This is a genomic window from Paraburkholderia sp. GW821-FHT02A12 (assembly GCF_059422005.1).
Window position 1 is genome coordinate 3,822,762 of sequence record NZ_JBWKWA010000001.1, and the last position, 21,588, is coordinate 3,844,349.

19 protein-coding genes are annotated in these 21,588 nt (G+C 63.4%); 5 read left to right on the plus strand and 14 right to left on the minus strand.

Going from position 1 to position 21,588, the window contains the following annotated elements:
- Positions 1 to 11: 11 nt before the first annotated feature.
- Together kynU and kynA are read left to right on the plus strand one after the other, a co-directional pair.
- The gene (gene kynU / locus AC07WT_RS17520; RefSeq protein WP_492590465.1) at positions 12 to 1,262 is read left to right on the plus strand and encodes a kynureninase; all 1,251 of its coding nucleotides are present in this window, start codon (positions 12 to 14) and stop codon (positions 1,260 to 1,262) included.
- 10 nt (positions 1,263 to 1,272) lie between these two features.
- Positions 1,273 to 2,232 (plus strand): tryptophan 2,3-dioxygenase, encoded by a 960-nt coding sequence (kynA, locus tag AC07WT_RS17525; protein ID WP_494947916.1) that lies wholly within the window; start codon positions 1,273 to 1,275, stop codon positions 2,230 to 2,232.
- A gap of 134 nt (positions 2,233 to 2,366) precedes the next feature.
- Here the strand turns inward: kynA and AC07WT_RS17530 are convergent, their stop codons facing one another.
- The 7 genes from AC07WT_RS17530 to AC07WT_RS17560 form a co-directional block, all read right to left on the minus strand.
- Positions 2,367 to 3,104: an SDR family oxidoreductase gene (locus tag AC07WT_RS17530; protein WP_494947917.1), complete on the minus strand. Its 738-nt coding sequence runs from the start codon at positions 3,102 to 3,104 to the stop codon at positions 2,367 to 2,369.
- Positions 3,101 to 4,645: an FGGY-family carbohydrate kinase gene (locus AC07WT_RS17535; RefSeq protein ID WP_494947918.1), complete on the minus strand. Its 1,545-nt coding sequence runs from the start codon at positions 4,643 to 4,645 to the stop codon at positions 3,101 to 3,103. Before AC07WT_RS17535 ends, AC07WT_RS17530 begins: the two co-directional genes overlap by 4 nt.
- 34 nt (positions 4,646 to 4,679) lie before the next feature.
- A complete protein-coding gene (locus tag AC07WT_RS17540) occupies positions 4,680 to 5,780 on the minus strand; it encodes an alcohol dehydrogenase catalytic domain-containing protein (RefSeq protein WP_494947919.1) in 1,101 nt (366 codons plus the stop codon).
- A 37-nt stretch (positions 5,781 to 5,817) separates the two neighbouring features.
- Positions 5,818 to 6,906, minus strand: coding sequence for an ABC transporter permease (locus AC07WT_RS17545; protein WP_494947920.1), 1,089 nt, complete (start codon positions 6,904 to 6,906; stop codon positions 5,818 to 5,820).
- Complete coding sequence (locus AC07WT_RS17550) at positions 6,893 to 8,413, minus strand: sugar ABC transporter ATP-binding protein (protein WP_494947921.1); 1,521 nt, start codon at positions 8,411 to 8,413, stop codon at positions 6,893 to 6,895. Before AC07WT_RS17550 ends, AC07WT_RS17545 begins: the two co-directional genes overlap by 14 nt.
- Positions 8,414 to 8,476: 63 nt before the next feature.
- Positions 8,477 to 9,409 (minus strand): ABC transporter substrate-binding protein, encoded by a 933-nt coding sequence (locus AC07WT_RS17555; RefSeq protein WP_492590458.1) that lies wholly within the window; start codon positions 9,407 to 9,409, stop codon positions 8,477 to 8,479.
- Positions 9,410 to 9,530: 121 nt separating this feature from the next.
- Positions 9,531 to 10,511 carry an AraC family transcriptional regulator gene (locus AC07WT_RS17560; protein WP_494947922.1) on the minus strand — a complete coding sequence of 327 codons (981 nt, stop codon included), beginning with the start codon at positions 10,509 to 10,511 and terminating at the stop codon, positions 9,531 to 9,533.
- 390 nt (positions 10,512 to 10,901) lie between these two features.
- Between AC07WT_RS17560 and dalD the strand changes: the two genes are divergently transcribed.
- From dalD to AC07WT_RS17575, 3 genes are all read left to right on the plus strand, one after another.
- Positions 10,902 to 12,338, plus strand: a complete 1,437-nt coding sequence (gene dalD, locus AC07WT_RS17565; RefSeq protein ID WP_494947923.1) for a D-arabinitol 4-dehydrogenase — start codon at positions 10,902 to 10,904, stop codon at positions 12,336 to 12,338.
- Positions 12,339 to 12,405: 67 nt separating this feature from the next.
- The gene (gene xylB, locus AC07WT_RS17570) at positions 12,406 to 13,887 is read left to right on the plus strand and encodes a xylulokinase (protein ID WP_494947924.1); all 1,482 of its coding nucleotides are present in this window, start codon (positions 12,406 to 12,408) and stop codon (positions 13,885 to 13,887) included.
- Positions 13,888 to 13,972: 85 nt separating this feature from the next.
- Complete coding sequence (locus AC07WT_RS17575; RefSeq protein WP_494947925.1) at positions 13,973 to 14,923, plus strand: sugar-binding transcriptional regulator; 951 nt, start codon at positions 13,973 to 13,975, stop codon at positions 14,921 to 14,923.
- A 118-nt stretch (positions 14,924 to 15,041) separates the two neighbouring features.
- On the opposite strand, the gene AC07WT_RS17580 is transcribed toward AC07WT_RS17575, so the two are convergent.
- From AC07WT_RS17580 to AC07WT_RS17610, 7 genes are all read right to left on the minus strand, one after another.
- Entirely contained in the window at positions 15,042 to 16,151 is a 1,110-nt protein-coding gene (locus AC07WT_RS17580; protein ID WP_494947926.1) for an ABC transporter ATP-binding protein, read from the minus strand.
- Positions 16,152 to 16,291: 140 nt separating this feature from the next.
- Positions 16,292 to 16,981 carry an HAD family hydrolase gene (locus AC07WT_RS17585; protein WP_492590453.1) on the minus strand — a complete coding sequence of 230 codons (690 nt, stop codon included), beginning with the start codon at positions 16,979 to 16,981 and terminating at the stop codon, positions 16,292 to 16,294.
- Entirely contained in the window at positions 16,978 to 17,862 is an 885-nt protein-coding gene (locus tag AC07WT_RS17590) for a carbohydrate ABC transporter permease (RefSeq protein ID WP_494947927.1), read from the minus strand. The genes AC07WT_RS17585 and AC07WT_RS17590 overlap by 4 nt, the downstream gene beginning before the upstream one ends.
- Entirely contained in the window at positions 17,859 to 18,794 is a 936-nt protein-coding gene (locus AC07WT_RS17595) for a carbohydrate ABC transporter permease (RefSeq protein WP_492590451.1), read from the minus strand. Before AC07WT_RS17595 ends, AC07WT_RS17590 begins: the two co-directional genes overlap by 4 nt.
- A 165-nt stretch (positions 18,795 to 18,959) precedes the next feature.
- Positions 18,960 to 20,282 (minus strand): ABC transporter substrate-binding protein, encoded by a 1,323-nt coding sequence (locus AC07WT_RS17600; protein ID WP_494947928.1) that lies wholly within the window; start codon positions 20,280 to 20,282, stop codon positions 18,960 to 18,962.
- 79 nt (positions 20,283 to 20,361) lie between these two features.
- Positions 20,362 to 21,144, minus strand: a complete 783-nt coding sequence (locus AC07WT_RS17605) for an L-iditol 2-dehydrogenase (protein ID WP_494947929.1) — start codon at positions 21,142 to 21,144, stop codon at positions 20,362 to 20,364.
- Positions 21,145 to 21,405: 261 nt separating this feature from the next.
- The gene (locus tag AC07WT_RS17610; RefSeq protein ID WP_494947930.1) at positions 21,406 to 21,582 is read right to left on the minus strand and encodes a hypothetical protein; all 177 of its coding nucleotides are present in this window, start codon (positions 21,580 to 21,582) and stop codon (positions 21,406 to 21,408) included.
- Positions 21,583 to 21,588: the final 6 nt, after the last annotated feature.

Sequence of the window (21,588 nt, forward strand, 5' to 3'; positions counted from 1 at the left end):
ACTGGACCACCATGAACCACCGTGACGAAGCACTGGCGCTCGACCGCGCCGACCCGCTTGCCGCCCTGCGCGACCAGTTCGCGCTGTCGCCGGCGACCATCTATCTGGACGGCAACTCGCTCGGCGTGCCGCCGGCCGCCGCCGCTCAGCGCGCGCAGACCGTGATCGGCGCCGAATGGGGCGAAGGCCTGATCCGCAGCTGGAATACCGCCGGCTGGTTCGCGCTGCCGCGGCGCCTCGGCAACAAGCTCGCGCCGCTGATCGGCGCGGCCGACAACGAAGTGGTCGTCACCGATACGATTTCGATCAACCTCTTCAAGCTGCTCTCGGCGGCCGTGCGCGTGGCCAACGCGCGCGATCCGAAGCGCCGCGTGATCGTCTCCGAGCGTTCGAATTTCCCGACCGACCTGTACATCGCGCAAGGGCTGATCGAGCAGCTCGACCGCGGCTACGAATTGCGCCTCGTCGACGACCCATCCGAGTTGCCCGCCGCGATCGGCGACGACACAGCCATCGCGATGATCACGCACGTGAACTACCGCACCGGCTACATGCACGACATGGCCGCGCTGACGAAACTGATTCACGACAAGGGCGCGCTCGCGCTGTGGGACCTCGCGCATTCGGCGGGTGCGGTGCCGGTCGATCTGAACGGCGTCGGCGCCGACTACGCGGTGGGCTGCACGTATAAGTATCTGAACGGCGGCCCGGGTTCGCCGGCCTTCGTGTGGGTGCCGCAGCGTCATCAGAACGAGTTTGCGCAGCCGCTGTCCGGCTGGTGGGGACATCGCGCGCCGTTCCGGATGGACCCGGCGTATCAGCCCGACGACGGCATCGGCCGCTTCCTGTGCGGCACGCAGCCGATGGTATCGATGGCGCTGGTCGAATGCGGACTCGACGTGTTCCTGCAAACCGACATGCAGGCGGTCCGCAAGAAGTCGCTGGCGCTGACCGATCGGTTCATCGAACTGGTCGAAGCGCGTTGCGGCGAATTTCCGCTCACGCTCGTGACGCCGCGCGAGCATGCGCAACGCGGCTCGCATGCGAGCTTCGAGCATCCGCATGGTTACGAGGTGATGCAGGCGTTGATCGCGCGTGGCGTGATCGGCGACTATCGCGAACCGCACGTGTTGCGCTTCGGATTTACGCCGCTGTATACGCGCTTTGTCGATGTGTGGGATGCGGTGGAAACGCTGCGCGACGTGCTGACGCAAGAGACCTGGCGGGCACCTGAATTTGCCGCGCGCGGCGCTGTGACCTGAGGAGCACGCGATGACCGATCATATGCAAACACCTGGTCTGCCGGAAGAGAAACCGGCGCAGGGTTGCCCGTTTGGGCATGGCAGCGGTACGGCGGGTGCGGGTGCGGGTGCGCGTGCGCGTGCTGGTGCTGGTGCTGGTGCTGCTTCCGGCGAAGGCTGGCACGACGCGCAGCTCGATTTTTCGGAGTCGATGAGTTACGGCGATTATCTGTCGCTGGGGACGGTGCTGAATGCGCAGCATCCGTTGTCGCCGGATCACAACGAGATGTTGTTCATCATTCAGCATCAGACGAGCGAACTGTGGATGAAGCTCGCGCTGTATGAATTGCGCGCGGCGCTGAAGGCGGTGCATCGCGACGAGTTGCCGCCGGCGTTCAAGATGCTGGCGCGGGTCTCGCGGATCATGGAGCAGCTCGTGCAGGCATGGAGCGTTCTCGCGACGATGACGCCGTCCGAGTACACGGCGATGCGGCCTTACCTCGGTAGTTCCTCCGGGTTTCAGTCTTATCAGTATCGGCAGATCGAGTTTTTGCTGGGGAATAAGAATGACCAGATGCTCAAGCCGCATGCGCATCGGGCTGAGGTTTTTGCCGAGGTGAAGGCATCGCTGGAGGCACCTTCCTTCTATGACGAAGTCGTCCGGTTGTTGGCTCGTCGCGGGTTTGCCATTTCACCTTCCAGGTTGGAGAGGGATTGGACTCAGCCTACTACTCATGACGCTTCCGTCGAGGCCGCCTGGCTCGAGGTTTATCGGAATCCTTCCCAGCATTGGGAGCTGTATGAGATGGCTGAGGAACTCGTCGATCTCGAAGATGCTTTTCGCCAATGGCGGTTCCGGCATGTGACTACCGTTGAGAGGATTATTGGGTTTAAACAGGGCACTGGCGGGACGAGTGGGGCGCCTTATCTGCGCAAGATGCTGGATGTCGTGTTGTTTCCTGAGCTTTGGCATGTGAGGACGATGTTGTAGGTTTTTGCTTTTTGGTTTTTGCCTACGCGGCGCCTTGGTTGTACGCCTGCGGCGGCCAACGCCGTAGGCATACAGCTAGAAAAACCCACCGCCGCAGGCAAACCAGCAAATGCCGCCACCAAAGGCAAAAAATCTCACCTGGCGGTATACCCGCCATCGATTGGCAAACAAACCCCGCTAATCATGGAAGCCGCCTCACTGAGCAAAAACGCAACCGGCATTGTCACTTCAAAAGGCTCGGCAAACCGCCGCAAAGGAACAGCCATCAAAGCGGGCTCTCTCCTGGCAGGATCGCTCCATGCCTGCACCGCCATAGGCGTCAACGTCACAGTCGGGTTGACGCTATTGATCCGAATGCCGAAGGGCCCTAACTCGACACACAAGGAGCGAGTAACAGCGTCAAGCGCCGCCTTGGAAGCCGAATAACTCAAATGATCATCCAGCGCCACAAGCGCGGCTTGACTGGAAACATTCACAATGCTGCCAGCGCGCCTGGCCGCGATCATCCCGCGCGCGACGTGCCGCGCAACCAGCACCGCGCCACGCGCATTCACCGCCATCACACGATCAAAACTAGCCCCGGTGGTATCCACCGCGCGCTCGAGCAAAGCAATCCCCGCACAATTCACCAGCCCATCAAACGCATTGAGCGATCCCAGCGCTTCGTCAATAGCGGCTTCATCGCTCACGTCGAGCACCAGCGGCTCGCAGCCCGTCTCCTCAGCCAATCGCGCGAGCTCGTTCACGTTCCGCGCCGCCGCAATCACACTCGCGCCACTGGCGCACAAGACCTCGACGGTCGCTCGTCCAATCCCGCTCGATGCGCCCGTAACAAGAATCGAGCGGCCGGAAAAATCGAAAGTAGCGTTCATGATGTCTGCAACCGATGCATCACCGGCTTCAACGCCGGATACAAATCCGTATAAACGCCGAATCGCCGTTCATACAAAACCATTTGCGCGGCGTCAGGCTCAGCGCGCTCGATCAACGTCACCCACCCGCCTTGCGCCTCCTCGCGCGAAATCAACCCGACGCCCACCGCAGCCAGCAACGCCGCCCCCATCGCCGCCTCCACTTCCTGTTCGATCGTGTAGACCGGATAGCCGGTGATGTCGGCAATGATTTGCATCCACAGATCCGAATGCGCAGCGCCGCCGACCACGATCAATTTGTCGTCCAGCGACTGCGCGCCTTTGCGCCCCGCTTCGATGTTGTGCTTCAACGCAAACGACACACCCTCGAGCACCGCCCGATACAGATGCGCTCGCGTGTGAAACAAACTCAAGCCGACAAACGCGCCGCTTGCCCTGGCATCCCATACGGGGCTGCGCTCGCCCATCAGATACGGCAAAAACATTACGCCGTCGGCACCCGCCGGAATCCCGCAAGCCGCTACTTCGAGCAAACGATGCGGATCGCCGTGCGGCGTCACGCGCGCGGCTTCAGTCTCCGCATGACAGAACTGCTCGCGATACCACGTCACCGACGCACCGGCCGTAATCGCGCCGCCGAAAATATAGATGTCGCGCTGGCCGTTGAACACATGCGGCATGCTGATCAAACCATGCCGCGCATCGACGCTCTGATTGATATAGCCCCAGCACATACTGGTGCCGATCATCGCGACGTGCTGCCCCGCGCGCGTCACACCCGCGGCGAACGTCGCCACCGCCGCATCGACGCCGCCCGCGACGATCGCCGTCCCCGCTTCGAGTCCCAGCTGTTCGGTCCACTGCGACAGCAATCCGCCCACCACGTCCGACGCTTCCACCAGCCGCTCCGGCATCATCGTCGCAGGAATGCCGAGCATGTCGAGCGCTTCGTCGGACCAGTCACGCTTCGCGATGTCGTAGATGCCGCCGATGTTGCCCGCCGAACTATGATCGACGGCCACTTCGCCGGTCAGCCTGTAGATCACGTACGCATTGGGCGGCAGGAAATAGCGCGTATGCGCCCACACGTCCGGCTCCTGATCGCGCAGCCACAGCATCTTCGTGTAGCCGTAATAGCTGTCCACGCCGTTGCCGGTAATCGTATGGAGCCGTTCGAGATCGACGTTGTTGCGCACCCATTCGACCTGGTCGGTCGCACGCCGGTCCATCCAGATCAGACACGGATAAAGCGGCCGCATGTCGCTATCGACCGGAATGCCCGAACCGCCGTACAGACTGCTCACGCATACCGCCTTGATCGACTTCGCCGCGACGCCCGCCTCCTGCGCCTTTCGCACGCACGCGGCGACGCACTCCACCACCGCCTTCAACCACACCGCCGGCCACTGCTCGGCCCATAGCGGCTTGGGCGTATCCGGCTGATAGCTCGACGCATGCTGCGCGACAATCGCGCCGTGCTGATCGACCAGCAGCGCCTTGGTGCTCTGCGTGCCGATATCGACGCCGATGACGTAGTCCATAAAGTCTCCGTTAAGTGCCGCTTATTCCGAGCGTTCAGGCACGCGGCTTCATCAATACCTTGATCGAGTCGAGCGAGTTGGCGACCTTGATCGCCTCGTCCCATTCTTCCAGCGAAAAGCCGTGCGTGACAATCCCTTTCGACGTGACGAGTCCGCGCGCCAGCAGATCGATGGCGATCGGATAGCAGTATGGGCCGAGATGCGCGCCGCGCACGTCGAGTTCCTTGCGATCGCCGATCACCGACCAATCCAGTGTGGTCTCTGCGCCGAACACGGAAAACTCGACGAAACGCCCGAGCTTGCGAATCATGTCCATGCCCTGGTTGACGCCGATCGGCGCACCGGTCGTTTCGATGTAGACGTCGCAACCGTAGCCGTCAGTCAGCGATCGGACGATGGCCAGCGCGTCGTCCCGCTTCGGATCGATCGTCACGTCGGCGCCGTATTCGCGCGCGAGCGCAAGACGCTCTTCAACCAGGTCGATCACCACCAGTTTCTTCGGCGTCTTCAGATGCGCGACTTGCGTCATCATCAGACCGAGCGGTCCGGCGCCCGCGATCACCACTACGTCGTCGAGTTGCAAGTCGCCGCGATTCACCGTGTGAATGGCGCACGCCAGCGGCTCGATGATCGCGGCGTCTTCGAGCGAAATGCCGTCGGGGATCTTGTGGACGATCGCGGTGGGCGGAATGCGCATGTATTCGGCCATGCCGCCGTCCGCCACTTCGCGCTGGAAGCCGAAGATGTTGTGCACCTCGCACATCCAGTACTGACCGGATTTGCAATAGCGGCACTTGCCGCATGGCACGATCTGTTCGGCGATCACGCGGTCGCCGGTTTGTACGCCGAAGTGTTCGGCCGCGCCCTCGCCGATTTCCTCGACGAAACCGAAGAACTCGTGGCCGGGAATCACCGGCGCTTTGACCCACGGACTTGGGCCGCCCCAGAACATCTTCGCGCCCGAATGGCATTTGCAATCGCTTGCGCAAATTCCACACGCGGCGATGCGGATCACGAGTTCATGGGTTCGCGCACGGGGCCGGGTTACCTGCTCGACGCGATAGTCTTTCGGCGCGTGACAGACGATGGCTGTCATGTTCTGCTTGTCGGTTTGCGAGTCGTAGTGGTTCGTCATTGCATGGTCCTGCTTAAGAAGGGAAGTCAGTGGAGAGTTACTTTCTGCGGTCGCGGCTGATGTAAATCGCGAGCAAGATGATTCCGCCCTTGATCACGTTCTGCACATAAGGATTCACGCCGACCATGTTCAGCCCGTTGTTCAGCACGCCGAGCAACAGCGCGCCGATCAAGGTGCCGATGATCGAGCCGCGCCCGCCGGAGATCGACGTGCCGCCCATCACCACCGCGGCGATGGCGTCGAGTTCGAAGCCGACGCCCGCGTTCGGCTGGCCGCTCATCAGGCGCGCGGTCAGCACGATCGCGGCGAAGGCGGACGTCAATCCGGCGAGCGTGTAGACCATCAGCTTCACGCGCGCCACCCGCACACCGGACAGACGCGTGGCCTGCTCATTGCCGCCGATCGCGTACACGTAACGGCCGAACGGCATGCGTTCGAGCAACACCCACGCAATCGCATAGATCACCACCATGATCACCACCGGCGCCTGGATGCCGAAAATCTTGCCGCTGCCGAAGAAGCTGACCCAATCCGGCAAACCGTCGATCGGATAGCCGCCCGTGTAGATCAGCGCGAGACCGCGCGCGATCCCCATCGTCGCGAGTGTGACGATGATCGGCGGCATGCCGGCGTAGGCGACGAAGAAACCGTTCGCCGCGCCGAAGCCCAAACCCACCGCGACACCTGCCGCCAGCGCAGCCGCGGCATTCATCCCGGCGACCATCAAGCCGGCCGCGAGCGTGCCCGCGAGAGCCATCACCGATCCGACCGACAGATCGATGCCGCCGGTCAGAATCACGCACGTCATGCCGACGGCGATGATCGCGTTGATCGACACCTGGCGCAGCACGTTCTCCAGATTCGCGCCGGACAAAAAGCTGTCGCTCGCGAACACCATGACGAGACAGACCACCAGCAAACCGATGAACGGGTAGAACAGCGTCGAGCGTTTCAACGCGGCCCACATGACGCGCATCGGCGCCCCCGGCGTGTCCCCCAATCCCCCAATCCCCAAAGCGGACTTCCTTCGGGGCGGGGGACTTCCCTCGGGGCGGGGGACTTCCTTCGGAGCGTCGCCGCTGACGGTCGGCGTTTTCGGCGAAGAAAAAGGATTAGGCGTGTTCATGTGTCGCTCCACGGGTGCCGGCTGTTGCATAGGTCATCACGGCGTTCGAGTCGATCTCGCCGCCTTCGAGCAGCGCTTCGATGCGGCCTTGCCGGAACACGGCGACGCGGTCGCACATGCCGACGATCTCCGGCAGTTCGGACGAGATCATGATGATCGAGTAGCCGCGCGCGGTGAGTTCGCGCATCAGCAGATAGATTTCGGCTTTGGCGCCGACGTCGATGCCGCGCGTCGGTTCGTCGAAGATCAGGATGTGGGTGTGGTGATTCAGCCAGCGCGCGATCACCACCTTCTGCTGATTGCCGCCTGACAGCGTTGCGACCTCGGTATGCATCGTCGGCGCCTTCACGCCGACGCGCTTCATGATGTCCGCGGTCGCGCGTGCTTCGCTGCGCTGGTCGATGAAGAAACGCAGCGAACGATATTTGCCGAGGTTGTTGATCGAGATGTTCTGCCTGATCGAGAAACCGGTGATCAGGCCTTCGGTCTTGCGGCTTTCGGGCAGGATGCCGACGCCGGCCCGCAACGCGTCGGCGGGATCGGCCAGCTTCGCGGCCGTGCCGTTGATGCGGATCTCCTTCACGTAAGCCGGGTCCGCGCCGATCACGGCCAGCGCGGTCTCCGTGCGGCCCGAACCGACCAGTCCGGCGAAGCCGAGAATCTCGCCTTCACGCAGCGTAAAGCTCAGCACCGGGCTGTCTTTACGCAATTGCAGCTTGCCGACTTCGAGCACGATGTTCGCGTCGGCGCGCAACGGCGGCTTCGGCGGAAAGCTGCTTTCGATGCGGCGCCCCACCATCATCTCGACCAGGCGGCTCACATCGGATTGCGCGACCTCGGTCATGCCGACGTATTGGCCATCGCGCAACACCGTAATGCGGTCGCACACTTCGAAAATTTCTTCGAGGTGATGCGAGATGAAAATCATCGCGACGCCCTGCTTCTTCAGGTCGCGCATGATCGCGAACAGATGCTCCGCTTCCGCGGGGGTGAGCGTTGCGGTCGGTTCGTCGAGAATCAGAATGCGCGCTTGCAGCGACAACGCCTTGCCGATTTCGACGAACTGCTGCTGCGCGACCGACAACTCGCGAATCGGCACCGCCAGATCGATCGCCACGCCGAGCCGCTCGAAAATCTCCGCCGCTGCGCGCCGCATCTTGCCGCGTTCGAGCAGACCCAGGCCGTTCTTCAACTCGCGGCCGAGAAACATGTTCTCCACGGCGTTCAGATACGGAATCAGGCTGAACTCCTGAAACACGATGCCGACGCCCGCGGCGACCGCATCGTGATAGTTCGTGAAGTGGCGGGCTTCGCCTTCGATCGTGATCGTGCCTTCATCCGGCTGATAGATGCCGCACAGGATTTTCATCAGCGTCGACTTGCCCGCGCCGTTTTCGCCGAGCAATGCGTGAATCTCGCCGCGCGCGATCTCGAGATGAATGCCTTGCAGCGCCTTCACGCCGGGAAAGCTTTTGGTGATGTTGTCGAGCTTGAGTATCGTGTCCATTGGGTCCTCCTCTGCCGCGAGCTGCCGTGCTTTGACGAAAGAGCACGGCAACCCGCATTCGGCTTACCAGCTGAAGCCCTTGGCGTTGCTCTTGTCGACCATCTTCACGTCGACCGGAATCGCTTTCGGCACATTGGCGCCCCACTTCTTCGCCAACGCGACGCCGAGCGCGATGCGCACCTGGTCAGCCGGGAACTGCGCGGAGGTTTCGATGAACTTCGAATTCGGTTTCTGGATCGCGGCAATCGCTTCCGGCGCGCCGTCGACACTGGTGAGCTTGATATCCTTGCCCGACGATTCGATTGCCGAGAGCGCGCCCATCGAGCCGCCGTCGTTCACGCTGAACACGCCCTTCAGATTCGGATGCGCCTGAATCATGTTCTCGGTGACCGACAGCGCCGTCGCACGTTCCTGCTTGCCGTTCTGCGTATCGACGAGCTTCACGCCCGGCGCTTTCGCGAGCGCCGCCTTGCAGCCGCGCACGCGTTCGAGAATCGGCACGACCGGAATGCCGTCGAGAATCGCCACTTCGCCGCTGCCGCCAAGCGACTTTGCGAGGTACTCGCAAGCCATCTGCCCCGCGTCGAAATTCTTCGAGCCGACAAACGAATCGACCGGACCGTTCGCGTTCGCGTCGACGGCGACCACCACCACGCCCGCCTTCTTCGCCGAGCTCACCGCCGACTGAATGCCGGTCGAGTCGGTCGGATTCACGAGCAGAATGTCGATCTTCTTTTGCAACATGTCTTCGACGTCGCTGACCTGTTTGCTGACGTCGTGATGCGCGTCGGTGACAACCACCGTGGCGCCCATCGTCCCCGCCGCTTCGTTCAACGCCTTTTGCATCGTCACGAAATACGGGTTATTGAGCTCCTGGAACGTCATGCCGATTTTCAGCGGCGTGGCTTGCGCAGCCGGCGCGGCGATGAACGACAGGCCGAGTGCGAGCGTCGCGAAGGTCTTCAACGATGCCTGCTTCGAGGTGAATTGCGTCATGGTTGTCTCCGTTATTTAAAAGTGAGCACGTCCCTCGCGCTGTCCTGGACAGCGCGATGCGTGTTGAAACGCGGGTGAAGTGAAACGCTTGGGCTTAACGCTTAAGCAGGGCTGCGTAGAGCTAGGTTGGTGGATAAGCGGCGGCGACGGCGCGCGGCAACCCAGGCGCCAGCACGATCGCGGGGGCGTTGTCGATGCCCGCGCCGCGTGCCGCCGCTTCTTCGGAGGCGGCGCGGCTCGCGTCGTTCAGTTGCTGATAGCGGCGAAACTTCGAAGGCGCCATGCCCTTCACCGCGAGGAACTGCCGGTTGAAATTCGACAGGTTGTTAAAGCCCGCCTTGAAGCAGATATCGGTGACGCTCAACGCGTCGTCGGTCAGCAACTGGCAAGCGAGGTTGATGCGCATCCGGTTCACGTACTGCACGAACGGCAGCCCGGTGTGACGGCGAAAGTAGCGCGAAAACGCACTGACGCTTTGCCCGGCGAGTTGCGCCAGATCCGACTCGCGCAACTCGCCCGAGAGGTTCTTGCCGATATACGACAGCACGTGATTGATGCGAGTCGACGCAAAGCGGGCCGGATCGGCCTGGTACGCGGGGCTCGCGAGCGTCTCGCGGTCTTCCGCGTTCATCAGTATTTCCAGCATCGACATGAACAGCACGAGGCGGCGCAGCCCGCGCGCCGCCAGCAATTCGAGGAACAACGGCTGGATCGCCGCGCTCGTTTGCGCGCCGAACGACACGCCGCGGCGCGAGTCGGCGAGCAGCGCTTCGACCTGACGCCACTCCGGAAAACTCTCGAGACAGTTCGACACGAACGCCTGACCGAATTGCACCACCAGATTGCGCTGCGCGATGGTTTCGCCTTCCGGCACGTCGCTGACCCAGTTATGCGGCAGGTTCGGGCCCATCAGCACCAGATTGCCGGGTGCGAAGCTGCTGATATGGTCGCCGACGAACATCTTGCCGGTCGTCGCCACGATCAGATGGATTTCGTACTCGGGATGAAAATGCCAGCGCACCGTGCGATACGGATAGCCGTGCGACCACACTTTGAACGATTCGTCGCGGCGTACGGCAACGAGTTCGAGATCGGGTTGCATCGCGTCCTCCTTCCTCCATGAAGCGGCTCGCTGAGGGCGCCGCTGATCTTCGTCCTGTCTAGCGAAAAGTAGGCTTCCAGCGCGTAATCCACCACTAGAAATGAAACCGCCGACCGATACTTTTTTGCATTCGGGTTAGTCCTGACGAGCTCGAAGTCAAATTTGATGCAACGCAATAGCCTCGCTCAGACGCTGCCCACAAAGCGCCGCCAGGCCGCAAGCCCTGCCGGGAACCCCGCCACGCCGCGCTGCGCCACGAAAAAGCCGTGCGCGTCGCCTTGACTTTCGTTTCGCCCGGTACGATCATTCGCTCACATACAGAGCAAATGCTCCACCCTAGAAAAAACGCACGCTCCGAGCCGGGCGATGAAAGACATTCAGGAGACGCATATGAACAGCGGACAAGGCAGCGGCGCGGCCGCACACGTGATCCTGCACATCGGCGCGGGATCGTTCCATCGCGCGCATCAGGCGTGGTATCTCCATCGACTGAACGAAATGCGGCCGCCCGGCGAGCCGCACTGGTCGCTGACGGTCGGCAATATTCGCAGCGACATGAATGCCGTGCTCGACGCGCTCGCCGCGCAAAAAGGCGTCTATACGCTCGAGACCGTCACGCCGCAGGGCGAACGCGCATACGAGACGATTCGTTCGATCGAGCGCGTGGTGCCGTGGTCCGCGAGTCTCGACGCGCTGATCGAAGCGGGCGCCGATCCGGCTTGCAAGATCATCGCGTTCACCGTCACCGAGGGCGGCTATTACCTTAACGAACACGACGAACTCGACACCGCCAACGCCGATCTCGCCGCCGATCTGAAAGGCGGCCACACCACGATCTACGGCGCGCTCGCCGCCATTCTCGACGCGCGCATGAAGCGCAGCGCCGGCCCGGTCACGCTGCAAACCTGCGACAACCTGCGTCGCAACGGCGAGCGTTTTCACGCGGGCATGAGCGAGTTTCTCGAACGGCGCGGCGCGAACGACCTGGCGCAATGGTTCGACGACAACACGCTGAGCCCCAGCTCGATGGTCGATCGCATCACGCCGCGCCCCACCCCGGACGTGCGCGAACGCGTGAAGGCGGCCACCGGTGTGGACGACGCATGCCCGGTGATGGGCGAGGCATTCATTCAATGGGTGATCGAAGACCAGTTCATTGCCGGCCGTCCGGCGTGGGAAAAAGTCGGCGCGGAACTGGTCGACTCCGTGCTGCCTTACGAGGAAGCGAAGATCCGCATTCTCAACGCGACGCATAGCTGCATCGCGTGGGCGGGCACGCTGGTCGGGCTGAACTACATCCACGAAGGCACGCTGAACCCGGACATTCGCCGGTTCGCCTTCGATTACGTGACCGAAGACGTGATGCCGTGTCTCACGCCGAGTCCGCTCGATCTCGAACGCTATCGCGACGTGGTGCTCGAACGCTTCAGCAATCCTTATATCCAGGACACCAACCAGCGCGTCGCGGCCGACGGCTTTTCGAAGCTGCCAGGCTTCATCGCGCCGACGCTCGCCGAATGCTTCGAGCGCGGCGTCACGCCGGCGGCGACCGCGATGCTGCCGGCGTTGTTCTTCCGCTTTCTCGACCGCTGGCAGGCCGGCAAGCTGCCGTACGCGTATCAGGATGGCGTGATGGACGAACGCGTCGCGCGCGGCTTTTTCGCGGCGCCCGATCCGCTGCAGGCCTTCGCCGCAGACCGGCTGCTGTGGGGCAGCATGGCGCAGACGCCTGAACTGGAAAGCGCGTTGGCGGGCGCCTTGGCGCGCGTCGACGTGTGGTTGAGCAAACGCCAGGCTTCAGGCGCCCAACCAGGGCGCCAGGCTTAACGCGCATGGCACCGCGCACCATGTCCGGCTAAAGTAGCGCATCCCTAACGACGAAGGTTCCGCGCCCATGTATCTTGGCATCGACCTCGGCACGTCCGAGGTGAAAGTCCTGCTGCTCGCCTCCGATGGACGCGTGATCGGCACTGCAGGCTCACCGTTTACCGTGTCGCGCCCGCATCAGCGCTGGGCCGAACAGAATCCCGCCGACTGGTGGGCCGGCACGCGTACGGCGTTGGCCGCCCTGCGCGCCCGGCATCCCGACGAATTCGCGCAGATCCGCGGTATCGGCCTCTCGGGGCAGATGCACGGCGCCGTGCTGCTCGACGCACAGGATCGCGTGCTGCGGCCCGCGATCCTGTGGAACGACATGCGCAGCGACAGGGAATGCGCGGAGCTGACCGAGCGCGCGCCGGAACTGCACCGCGTCGCCGGCAATCTGGCGATGCCGGGTTTCACCGCGCCGAAGCTGCTGTGGGTCGCGCGCCATGAACCGGAAATCTTCGCGCAAACCGCCTGCGTATTGCTGCCGAAGGATTACCTGCGCCTGCAACTGACCGGCCGCAAGGTGTCCGATCCATCGGACGCGGCCGGCACGCTGTGGCTCGACGTCGCCAAACGCGACTGGTCCGATGCGCTGCTCGCCGCCTGCGGCATGACGCGCGCGCAGATGCCGGGCCTGTGCGAAGGCAGCGCGCCGTCCGGCACGCTGCTGCCCGAGGTGGCGCGTGAATTTGGCCTGAGCGACGGCGTGATCGTCGCGGCCGGCGGCGGCGACAATGCGACCAGCGCGATCGGCATCGGCGCGACGCAACCGGGCGACGGCTTCGTGTCGCTCGGCACGTCGGGCGTGCTGTGCGTGGTCGGCGATAGTTTCAGACCGAATCCGGCGTCCGCGGTGCACGCGTTCTGCCACGCGATTCCGGATCGCTGGCATCAGATGAGCGTGGTGCTGTCGGCGGCGAGTTGTCTGCGCTGGGTCTGCAAGCTCACCTCCACCGACGAGCCCACGCTGCTCGCCGAGATCGAGGCGCTCGCGCCTGCTGCGTTGAACACCGCGCCGCTGTTCCTGCCGTATCTGTCCGGCGAACGCACGCCGCACAACGACCCGTATGCGCAGGGCGTGTTCTTCGGCATGACTCACGCGACCGACCGCGCGTTGCTCGGCTATGCGGTGCTCGAAGGCGTGACGCTCGCGCTGACCGACGGCCTCGACGCATTGCGCGCCGCCGGCACCGAGGCGAAAGCGCTGTCGCTGCTCGGCGGCGGCGCCCGCAGCGACTACTGGGCGCAACTGCTCGCCGACGCGCTCGACACCGCCACCCGCAAGCACGGCGGCGGCGAAACCGGCGCGGCGCTGGGCGCGGCTCGCCTTGGCTGGCTGGCGGCCGGCGGCGACCCCGCCAAGGTGCTGACCAAACCGCCGATCGAAAAGGAGTTCACGCCGAATCCGCAGCGGCACGCCGAGCTGCGTACTCGCCTCGAAGCGTATCGCGCGCTCTACCGCCACGTGCGCCCGCTGTTCGAGCCGGCGCGCCAGCCGCTCGCCTGACCCGGCAAACCGCAGCCGGGTTCGCGCCGCGGGGCGAGGCGAACCTCGGCTGCTATCATCGGCGCACTTCAAGCGAAACATCACCGTGCCCAAGTCCACAGAAAAACTCGACCTCGCCACACGCGCCGCGTGGCTTTACTACGTCGCCGGCAATACCCAGAACGAAATCGCCGAGAAGCTGCAGGTATCGCGTCCGGTCGCGCAACGGCTGGTCGCCTTCGCGGTGGAGAAGAATCTGATCCGCGTGCGGGTCGATCATCAACTGGCCGATTGCCTCGCGCTCGCCGATCAGTTGTCGAAGCGCTACGGCCTGAGCATGTGCGAAGTGGTGCCGATCGACAACGACACTTCCGAGGAAGTCGACCGCAAACTCGCGGTGGCCGGCGCCCAGGTCATGGAACGCTATCTCGGCGAAGACAAACCGATGGTGGTCGCCGTCAGCAGCGGCCGTACGCTGAAGGCCGCGGTCGATCAGATCGCGCAGCTGGAGCGTCCGCAGCACCGGTTGGTCTCGATGGTCGGGGCGATCGCCTCGGACGGCTCCTCGAACCGCTACGACGTCGCGCTGCACATTTCCGAGAAGACCGGCGGCAAGCATTTCCTGTTGCCGGCGCCGTTGCTCGCCGATAGTGAGGCGGAGCGTGCGCAGTGGTGCAATCACCGGCTGTACCGGATCGTCGAATCGCTTTCGGCTCAGGCGGATGTCGCGTTTGTCGGCATCGGCAATATCGGGCCGAAGTGTCCGCTGCACGAAGACGGCTTCATTACGTCGGCGGAAGTGAAGGAGCTGATGCAGAACGGCGCGGTCGCCGAAATGCTCGGCTTGCCGATCGACGCAGCCGGCGCGCACGTCGAATCGCCGACCGGCCGGCGCGTCACCAGCATCGCGCTCGACACGCCGCCCAAGCGCCCGACCATCGGCTTTGCCGGCGGTGCGCGCAAGCGCGAAGCAGTGATCGCGGTGCTCAAAGGCGGCTGGCTGTCGGGGCTCGTGACGGACGAACTGTGCGCCCGGGCGGCGCTCGAAGCAGCCTGAGCACGACGCTGGCCGGCGCGGCCTATCGAGCCGAGCCGGCCAACCTTCCGTCATCCTGAGCGTGGTTGAAAAAAGCCAAGCGGCGCGCGCGCCGCTTGGCCCGCCGCTTGCCCAAGCGTCACGCGGCCAGCACCTCGACGATCTTGCGATGGAATGCCTTCCCATCGCTGTCGAACAGATGGCAATGCTCCGGCGTTGCGCCGAGTTTCTGCACCGCGCCTTTCGACTGGCGATCGAGCGGCGGAATCCGCGCGATCAGGCCATCCGGCGCGACGCTCGATTCCGCGTACAGATAAGCCGCGTCGCCGAGCGATTCGACTGCCATCGTGCGAGCCGAGACGCCGTCCTCGGTCGTGCCGACATGCAGATGCTCCGGACGAATCCCGACCGTCACCTTGTCGCCCTGCTTGACGGTGGACGGTTCCACCGCGACGCGCTGCGTCTCGCCGGTTTCGTAGAGCACCGTGACGCCGTCGCGCGACACCGACTGCACCACGCCTTCCATGAAGTTCATTTTCGGCGAGCCGATGAAGCCCGCAACGAAGCGGTTGGCCGGCGCGTGATAGAGCATCGTCGGGCTGCCGACCTGCTCGACATTGCCCGCCGACAGCACGACGATCTTGTCGGCCAGCGTCATCGCCTCGACCTGATCGTGCGTCACGTAGATCATCGTGGTCTTCAATTCGTCATGCAGACGGGCGAATTCGAGGCGCATCTTCACGCGCAGCGCGGCGTCGAGATTCGACAACGGTTCGTCGAACAGGAACACCTTCGGCTTGCGCGTGATCGCGCGGCCGATCGCGACGCGCTGGCGCTGACCGCCCGAGAGCTGCTTCGGCTTGCGATCGAGCAGATGGTCGATGTGCAGGATCTTCGCCGCATTGCGCACCGCCACGTCGATCTCGGGCTTCTTCGTGCCCGCCAGTTTCAGGCCGAACGCCATGTTGTCGTACAGCGTCATGTGCGGATATAGCGCGTACGACTGGAACACCATCGCGATGCCGCGCTTGGCGGGCGGCACGTCGTTCACGCGGGTGCCGTCGATGGTCAGGTCGCCGGCGCTGATGTCTTCGAGGCCGGCGATCATCCGCATCAGTGTCGATTTACCGCAACCGCTCGGGCCCACGAACACGACGAACTCGCCGTCCGCGATGTCGAGATTGATGTCGCGCATCACTTCATTTTCGTCGTAGCGCTTCGCGATATTGCGCAGAGTCAGGCTTGCCATGATGTGTCTCCGTGTAATGCGGTGTGTTGCTATGTGTTGTTGCGTACTGCTTGTCCGTTGTTTCAGCGGCTTTGCTTGGTTCGGCGTTGCTTCGTGTTGCTTCGTGTTGCTTCGTTTACATGCGCCGTCTCATGCCGCGCTCAGGGCGTGGCCGCCGTCGCGCTTAGCGTCCATTGCGCGACCAGCTCCGGTAATTGCTGCATGTCGTCGAATACGTGACGCGCGCCTGCGGCATGCAACGCGTCGATTTGCGCATCGCCCGCATGACCGCCGCCGATGAAGCCGAGCACCGTCATGCCCGCCGCGCTCGCCGCCGTTACGCCGGTCACGCTGTCTTCCACCACGAGGCACGCCGCGGGCGCGAGGCCAAGGCCTCGCGCGGCAGCCAGATAAACGTCGGGCGCGGGCTTCGGATTCGGCACCGCATCAGCGCAAAAGAGGCGCTCGCCGAAAAACCTGACCAGGCCGGTGCGCGCGAGCACGGTCTCCACATACGGCCGGAAGCTGTTGCTCGCGCAGGCTTTGACGAGCGGCACCTGCGCCAGCGCGGCCTCGATGCCATCGACCGCCAGCGCCTGCATCGCCGCCGCTTCCACGGCGCGGCGAATCGCGTCGATATCGTCGGCGGACAGGCTTTTGCCGAGATGCGCCGCCGTGCCTTGCAGCACCTTCTCGATACGCAGGCCGAGCAGTGGCAGCACCACCGGCTCGACCTCGGTATCGGGCCAGCGCGCTTCCAGTTCGAGCACCAGCATGTGCGCCGCCACGGCTTCGCTGTCGATCAGCACGCCGTCGCAATCGCAGATCAGCGCGAAGTTGGCTGCCGTCATTTGACCGCCCCGAAGGTGAGGCCACGCACCAGTTGCTTCTGCGACAACCAGCCGACGATCAGGATCGGCGCGACCGCCAGCAGCGAAGCCGCCGACAGCTTGGCCCAGAACAGCCCCTCAGGACTCGAATACGACGCGATGAACACGGTCAGCGGCGCGGCGTGCGAGCTCGACAGGTTGATGCTCCAGAACGCTTCGTTCCACGACAGGATCACCAGCAGGAGCGCTGTCGATGCGAGCCCCGGCAGCGACATCGGCATCAGCAGATAGACGATTTCCTGCCACGTCACCGCGCCGTCGATGCGCCCGGCTTCGAGAATGTCGCGCGGAATTTCGGCGAAGTACGTGAACGACATCCACACCGCGATCGGCAGATTGATCAGCGTGTAGACGATGATCAGACCGGACACGGTATCGAGCAGCCCGCTGTTTTTCCACAGCAGATAGATCGGCACCAGCACGCCGACCGACGGCATCATCTTGGTCGACAGCATCCACAGCAGCACTTTCTGCGTGCGGCGCGTCGGAAAGAACGCCATCGCGTACGCGGCCGGCACGGCGAGAAGCAGGCACAGCACCGTCACGCCCGCGGAGATCATCACCGAATTCCATGCGAACGAAAAATAATTGCTGCGCGCGAACACCTCGCGAAAACTGTCGAACGTCGGGATGAAGAACAGCGACGACGAATACGCCTGCTGCTCGGTCTTGAACGCGGTGATCGTCATCCAGAAGATCGGGAAGAACAGCAGCAGCGCGACCAGCCAGGCGATCGCGCCGGGAATGCCGCGGCGAATTCCCTCGAACGGCGACTTGGCCGGTACGGTAACGGACACAGCGGGCGTCGCGGCCGACGCCGGCGTAGAGGCAACTTGGCTCATTTTTCGTACTCCCCTTTCAGGTTCTTCGCGAGCATCCGCACGAGGAAGAACGACACGATATTGGCCAGCACCACGGCGAGAATGCCGCCTGCCGAAGCGAGACCGACGTCGAACTGTTGCAGGCCCAGCGAAAAGATCAGGTACGACAGAATGGTGGTCGCGGTGCCCGGACCGCCGCCCGTGGTCGTATAGATTTCGGCGAAGATCGACAGCAGGAAAATCGTCTCCATCATCACGACCACCGCGATCGCCCGTCTCAGGTGAGGCAGCGTGATGTAGAAGAACATCGAGAACGGACCCGCGCCGTCGATGCGCGCCGCTTCCTTCTGCTCCTGATCGAGCGACTGGATCGCGGTGAACAGGATCAGGAACGCGAACGGCAGCCACTGCCACGCGACGATCATGATCACGGCGGTCAGCGGATAGTCGGCGAACCAGTCGATCGGCTGCATGCCCAGCGCGCGCATGCCGCTCGCGATCAGGCCGTACACCGGATGCAGGATCATGTTCTTCCAGATCAGCGCGCTCACGGTCGGCATCACGAAGAACGGCGCGATGGCGAGCAGCCGCGCCACGCCCTGACCGTAGAACTTGCGGTCGAACAGGATCGCCATCAGCACGCCGCCGACCACGGTGATCACCAGCACCGAGAGGATCAGTTCGAGGGTGTGCCCGATCGACGGTCCGAACGACGGATCGCCGGCGAGAAACTTGTAGTTGTCGAAACCGGCGAAGCCCTTGAGATCCGGGTTCAACAGGTTGTAGCGCGAGAACGAAAACCAGATCGTCATCGCGAGCGGAATCGCCATCCACAGCACCAGTACGCCGACCGACGGCGAGACTAGCCAGCGGGCGGAATTGGCCTTACGGACTTCGCGTTCTTTTTCTGTCTGAGGATGGACATGCATGAGAGGAAGGCGCAGATGACGCATGGTTGACCACCTGTTCGGTAATGCGCGGGCCGGCGCCTTGCCTGCCGCGACACGGTTTCGCTGTCGCGCAAGGCGAATCCGGCGGGACGGCCCGCTGTGCTGCATGAGCCGGCTGACGGGCGTCAGCCGGCGCGTTTCACGTGACTGGGTTGCCTGCAGAGCGGCTTACTTCTGATACCCAGCCTGCTTGACCGCGCGGTCGGCGGTTGCCTGACCGGCTGCCAGCGCCTGATCGACCGTCATCTGTCCGGCAATCGCGCCGGAGATGCTCTGTCCGACCACCGTGCCGAACGACTGGAACTCAGGAATGCCGACGAACTGCACACCGGTGTACGGCACCGGCTTCGCCGTCGGATGGTCCGGGTCCGCCGTTTCGATCGCCTTCAGCACGAAGTCGCCGAACGGTGCAGCCTGCTTGTACTCAGGACGCGCGTACGTCGAGTGACGCGTGCCCGGAGGCACCGAAGCCCAGCCCTCGTCCTTCGCCACCAGTTCGATGTACTGCTTCGAAGTCGCCCACGTGATGAACTTCTTCGCCGCTTCCGTCTGCTTCGACGACTTCGGAATCGCCAGCGCCCATGCCCACAGCCAGTGCGAACCCTTCGGCGTGACCGCGATCGGCGCCGCGGCGAAACCGACCTTGTCCGCGATCTGCGACTGCTGCTTGTTATAGAGCATGCCGGCCGCCACCGTCGCGTCGATCCACATCGCGCATTTGCCCGACGACATCAGCGTGAGGTTTTCGTTGAAGCCGTTCGAGCTCGCTCCCGGAGGACCGTCTCTTTTCAGCAGATCGACGTAGAACGTGATCGCCTTCTTCCATTCCGGCGACGTGAGCTGCGCGTTCCACTTCTCGTCGAACCAGCGCCCGCCGAAGGTGTTCACCACCGTCGTGCTGTACGCCATATTTTCGCCCCAGCCCGCCTTGCCGCGCAGGCAGATGCCGTACATGCCGTTGGCTTTGTCGGTGAGCTTGTCGGCGAATTGCGCGATCTGGTCATAGGTCGGCTGATCGGGCATCTTCAGGCCCTTAGCCGCGAACAGGTCCTTGCGGTAGTACGTCATCGAGCTTTCGACGTAGAACGGCAGCGCATACAGCTGGCCGCCGCTCGAGAGGCCGTCGCGAGCCGTCTTCACGACGTCGTTCAGATCGTAATCGGCGGGCAGGCCGGTGAGCGGCGTGAGCCAGCCGCGCTTGCCCCATTGCGGCGTTTCGTACTCACCGATCGTCATCACGTCGAACTGGCCGCTGCCGGTCGTGATGTCCGTGGTGGCGCGCTGACGCAGCACGTTTTCTTCGAGAATCACCCAGTTGAGCTTGATGTCCGGATTCGCCTGCTCGAAAGCGGGCGAGAGCTTCTTCAGCTCGATCATGTCCGGATTGTTCAACGTGGCGATCGTCACCGTGGCCGCCGAGGCGTTCAGCGCGGCGCATGCGACAGCGCCGGCGCCGACCGTCTTCAGCGCGGATTTGAGGGATGGTTTCATGACTTGTCTCCTTTCACGTACGTTATGTGGTGCTGCGTTTGTTCTGCCGTGGTTTCCTGGTTCGTTCGATGTTCCGGGCTCAACTCATCCAGTTGCCGCCGTCGACGTTCAGGGTTTGCGCGGTGATGTAGTCCGCATCCCCCGACGCGAGAAACAGCGCGGCGCCGGTCAGGTCGTCCGGCACGCCCATGCGGCCGAGCGGCACCGCTTCGCCGACGAGACGCTTCTTCTCGCCGAGCGGCCGGTTTTCATAACGGGCGAAGAGCGCATCGACCTCGTTCCACATCGGCGTATCGACGACACCCGGCGCGATGCCGTTCACATTGATCTTGTGCGGCGCGAGCGCCAGCGCGGCGGATTGCGTGTAGCTGAGCACGGCGGCTTTGGTCGCGCAGTAGTGCGACACCAGCGCCTCGCCGCGCCGGCCCGCTTGCGACGACATATTGATGATCTTGCCGCCGCGGCCCTGCTCGACCATCTGCCGCGCGACGGCTTGCATCAGGAAGAACATGCCCTTCACGTTGACCGCGAAGAGGCGGTCGAACACGTCCCAGGATTCGTCGAGGAGCGGGCGCATATCGAACAGCGCCGCGTTGTTGAACAGGATATCGATCTGGCCGAACCGCTCCAGCGTGCTCGCCACGATGCGTTCGATGTCGTCGCGGCGCGTCACGTCAGCGCTGACCGCGAGGACGCGGTCGCCATAAGCGGCGAGCAGCTCATGCGCGAAGCTGTCGGCCGGCTTCACGTCGACGAGCACGACCCGCGCGCCTTCATCCAGATATCGGCGGGCCACGGCTTCACCGATTCCGCTTGCCGCGCCCGTAAGAATGGCCACCTTGTCTTGCAATCGTGCTGCCACTGCTTGTCTCCGGTTGGTTTGCTTCTTGAAGCGCAGTGAGCGAACGCTCATTGCGCGAACAATTGCTCTGTTAGTGATCGAATGATCGGATACGCACAGGGTCATGTCAAGGCGCGCGACCAGATTTCGATGGTGCAGCGCGGCAGGATTCCAGCGCCTCGCGCCTGCTCGATCCACCTCGATCCACACTAATACGAGAAATCGCAAACAGCCAATCCGCTTTCTGCTCGAGACGCTGACAAAAATTCGAGATACGTTATATCATTTCGAACTCGCTTCGCTTCGAAGCCTTGCCAGTTCGTCAGGAGGTCCGCGCCGATGGCTACGACGATTGCAGAACACCACGCCGTGCGGCTCGCGCATGCCGAAGCGCACGCCGCCGCGCACCGTCTCGGGCTCACGCCGCTGCGGCGCCAGATATACGCGGAGATCGTTCATTCAACT

Excerpts from the sequence above, each read along its gene's own strand:
- AC07WT_RS17555 (WP_492590458.1), bottom strand. The coding sequence starts at position 9,409 with ATGACGCAATTCACCTCGAAGCAGGCATCGTTGAAGACCTTCGCGACG.
- AC07WT_RS17585 (WP_492590453.1), bottom strand. The coding sequence starts at position 16,981 with ATGACGGCAGCCAACTTCGCGCTGATCTGCGATTGCGACGGCGTGCTG.
- AC07WT_RS17560 (WP_494947922.1), bottom strand. The coding sequence starts at position 10,511 with ATGCAACCCGATCTCGAACTCGTTGCCGTACGCCGCGACGAATCGTTC.
- AC07WT_RS17545 (WP_494947920.1), bottom strand. The coding sequence starts at position 6,906 with ATGAACACGCCTAATCCTTTTTCTTCGCCGAAAACGCCGACCGTCAGC.
- AC07WT_RS17530 (WP_494947917.1), bottom strand. The coding sequence starts at position 3,104 with ATGAACGCTACTTTCGATTTTTCCGGCCGCTCGATTCTTGTTACGGGC.
- AC07WT_RS17535 (WP_494947918.1), bottom strand. The coding sequence starts at position 4,645 with ATGGACTACGTCATCGGCGTCGATATCGGCACGCAGAGCACCAAGGCG.
- AC07WT_RS17595 (WP_492590451.1), bottom strand. The coding sequence starts at position 18,794 with ATGCGTCATCTGCGCCTTCCTCTCATGCATGTCCATCCTCAGACAGAA.
- kynA (WP_494947916.1), top strand. The coding sequence starts at position 1,273 with ATGACCGATCATATGCAAACACCTGGTCTGCCGGAAGAGAAACCGGCG.
- AC07WT_RS17540 (WP_494947919.1), bottom strand. The coding sequence starts at position 5,780 with ATGACGAACCACTACGACTCGCAAACCGACAAGCAGAACATGACAGCC.
- AC07WT_RS17600 (WP_494947928.1), bottom strand. The coding sequence starts at position 20,282 with ATGAAACCATCCCTCAAATCCGCGCTGAAGACGGTCGGCGCCGGCGCT.
- dalD (WP_494947923.1), top strand. The coding sequence starts at position 10,902 with ATGAACAGCGGACAAGGCAGCGGCGCGGCCGCACACGTGATCCTGCAC.
- xylB (WP_494947924.1), top strand. The coding sequence starts at position 12,406 with ATGTATCTTGGCATCGACCTCGGCACGTCCGAGGTGAAAGTCCTGCTG.
- AC07WT_RS17610 (WP_494947930.1), bottom strand. The coding sequence starts at position 21,582 with ATGAACGATCTCCGCGTATATCTGGCGCCGCAGCGGCGTGAGCCCGAG.
- kynU (WP_492590465.1), top strand. The coding sequence starts at position 12 with ATGAACCACCGTGACGAAGCACTGGCGCTCGACCGCGCCGACCCGCTT.
- AC07WT_RS17580 (WP_494947926.1), bottom strand. The coding sequence starts at position 16,151 with ATGGCAAGCCTGACTCTGCGCAATATCGCGAAGCGCTACGACGAAAAT.
- AC07WT_RS17550 (WP_494947921.1), bottom strand. The coding sequence starts at position 8,413 with ATGGACACGATACTCAAGCTCGACAACATCACCAAAAGCTTTCCCGGC.
- AC07WT_RS17590 (WP_494947927.1), bottom strand. The coding sequence starts at position 17,862 with ATGAGCCAAGTTGCCTCTACGCCGGCGTCGGCCGCGACGCCCGCTGTG.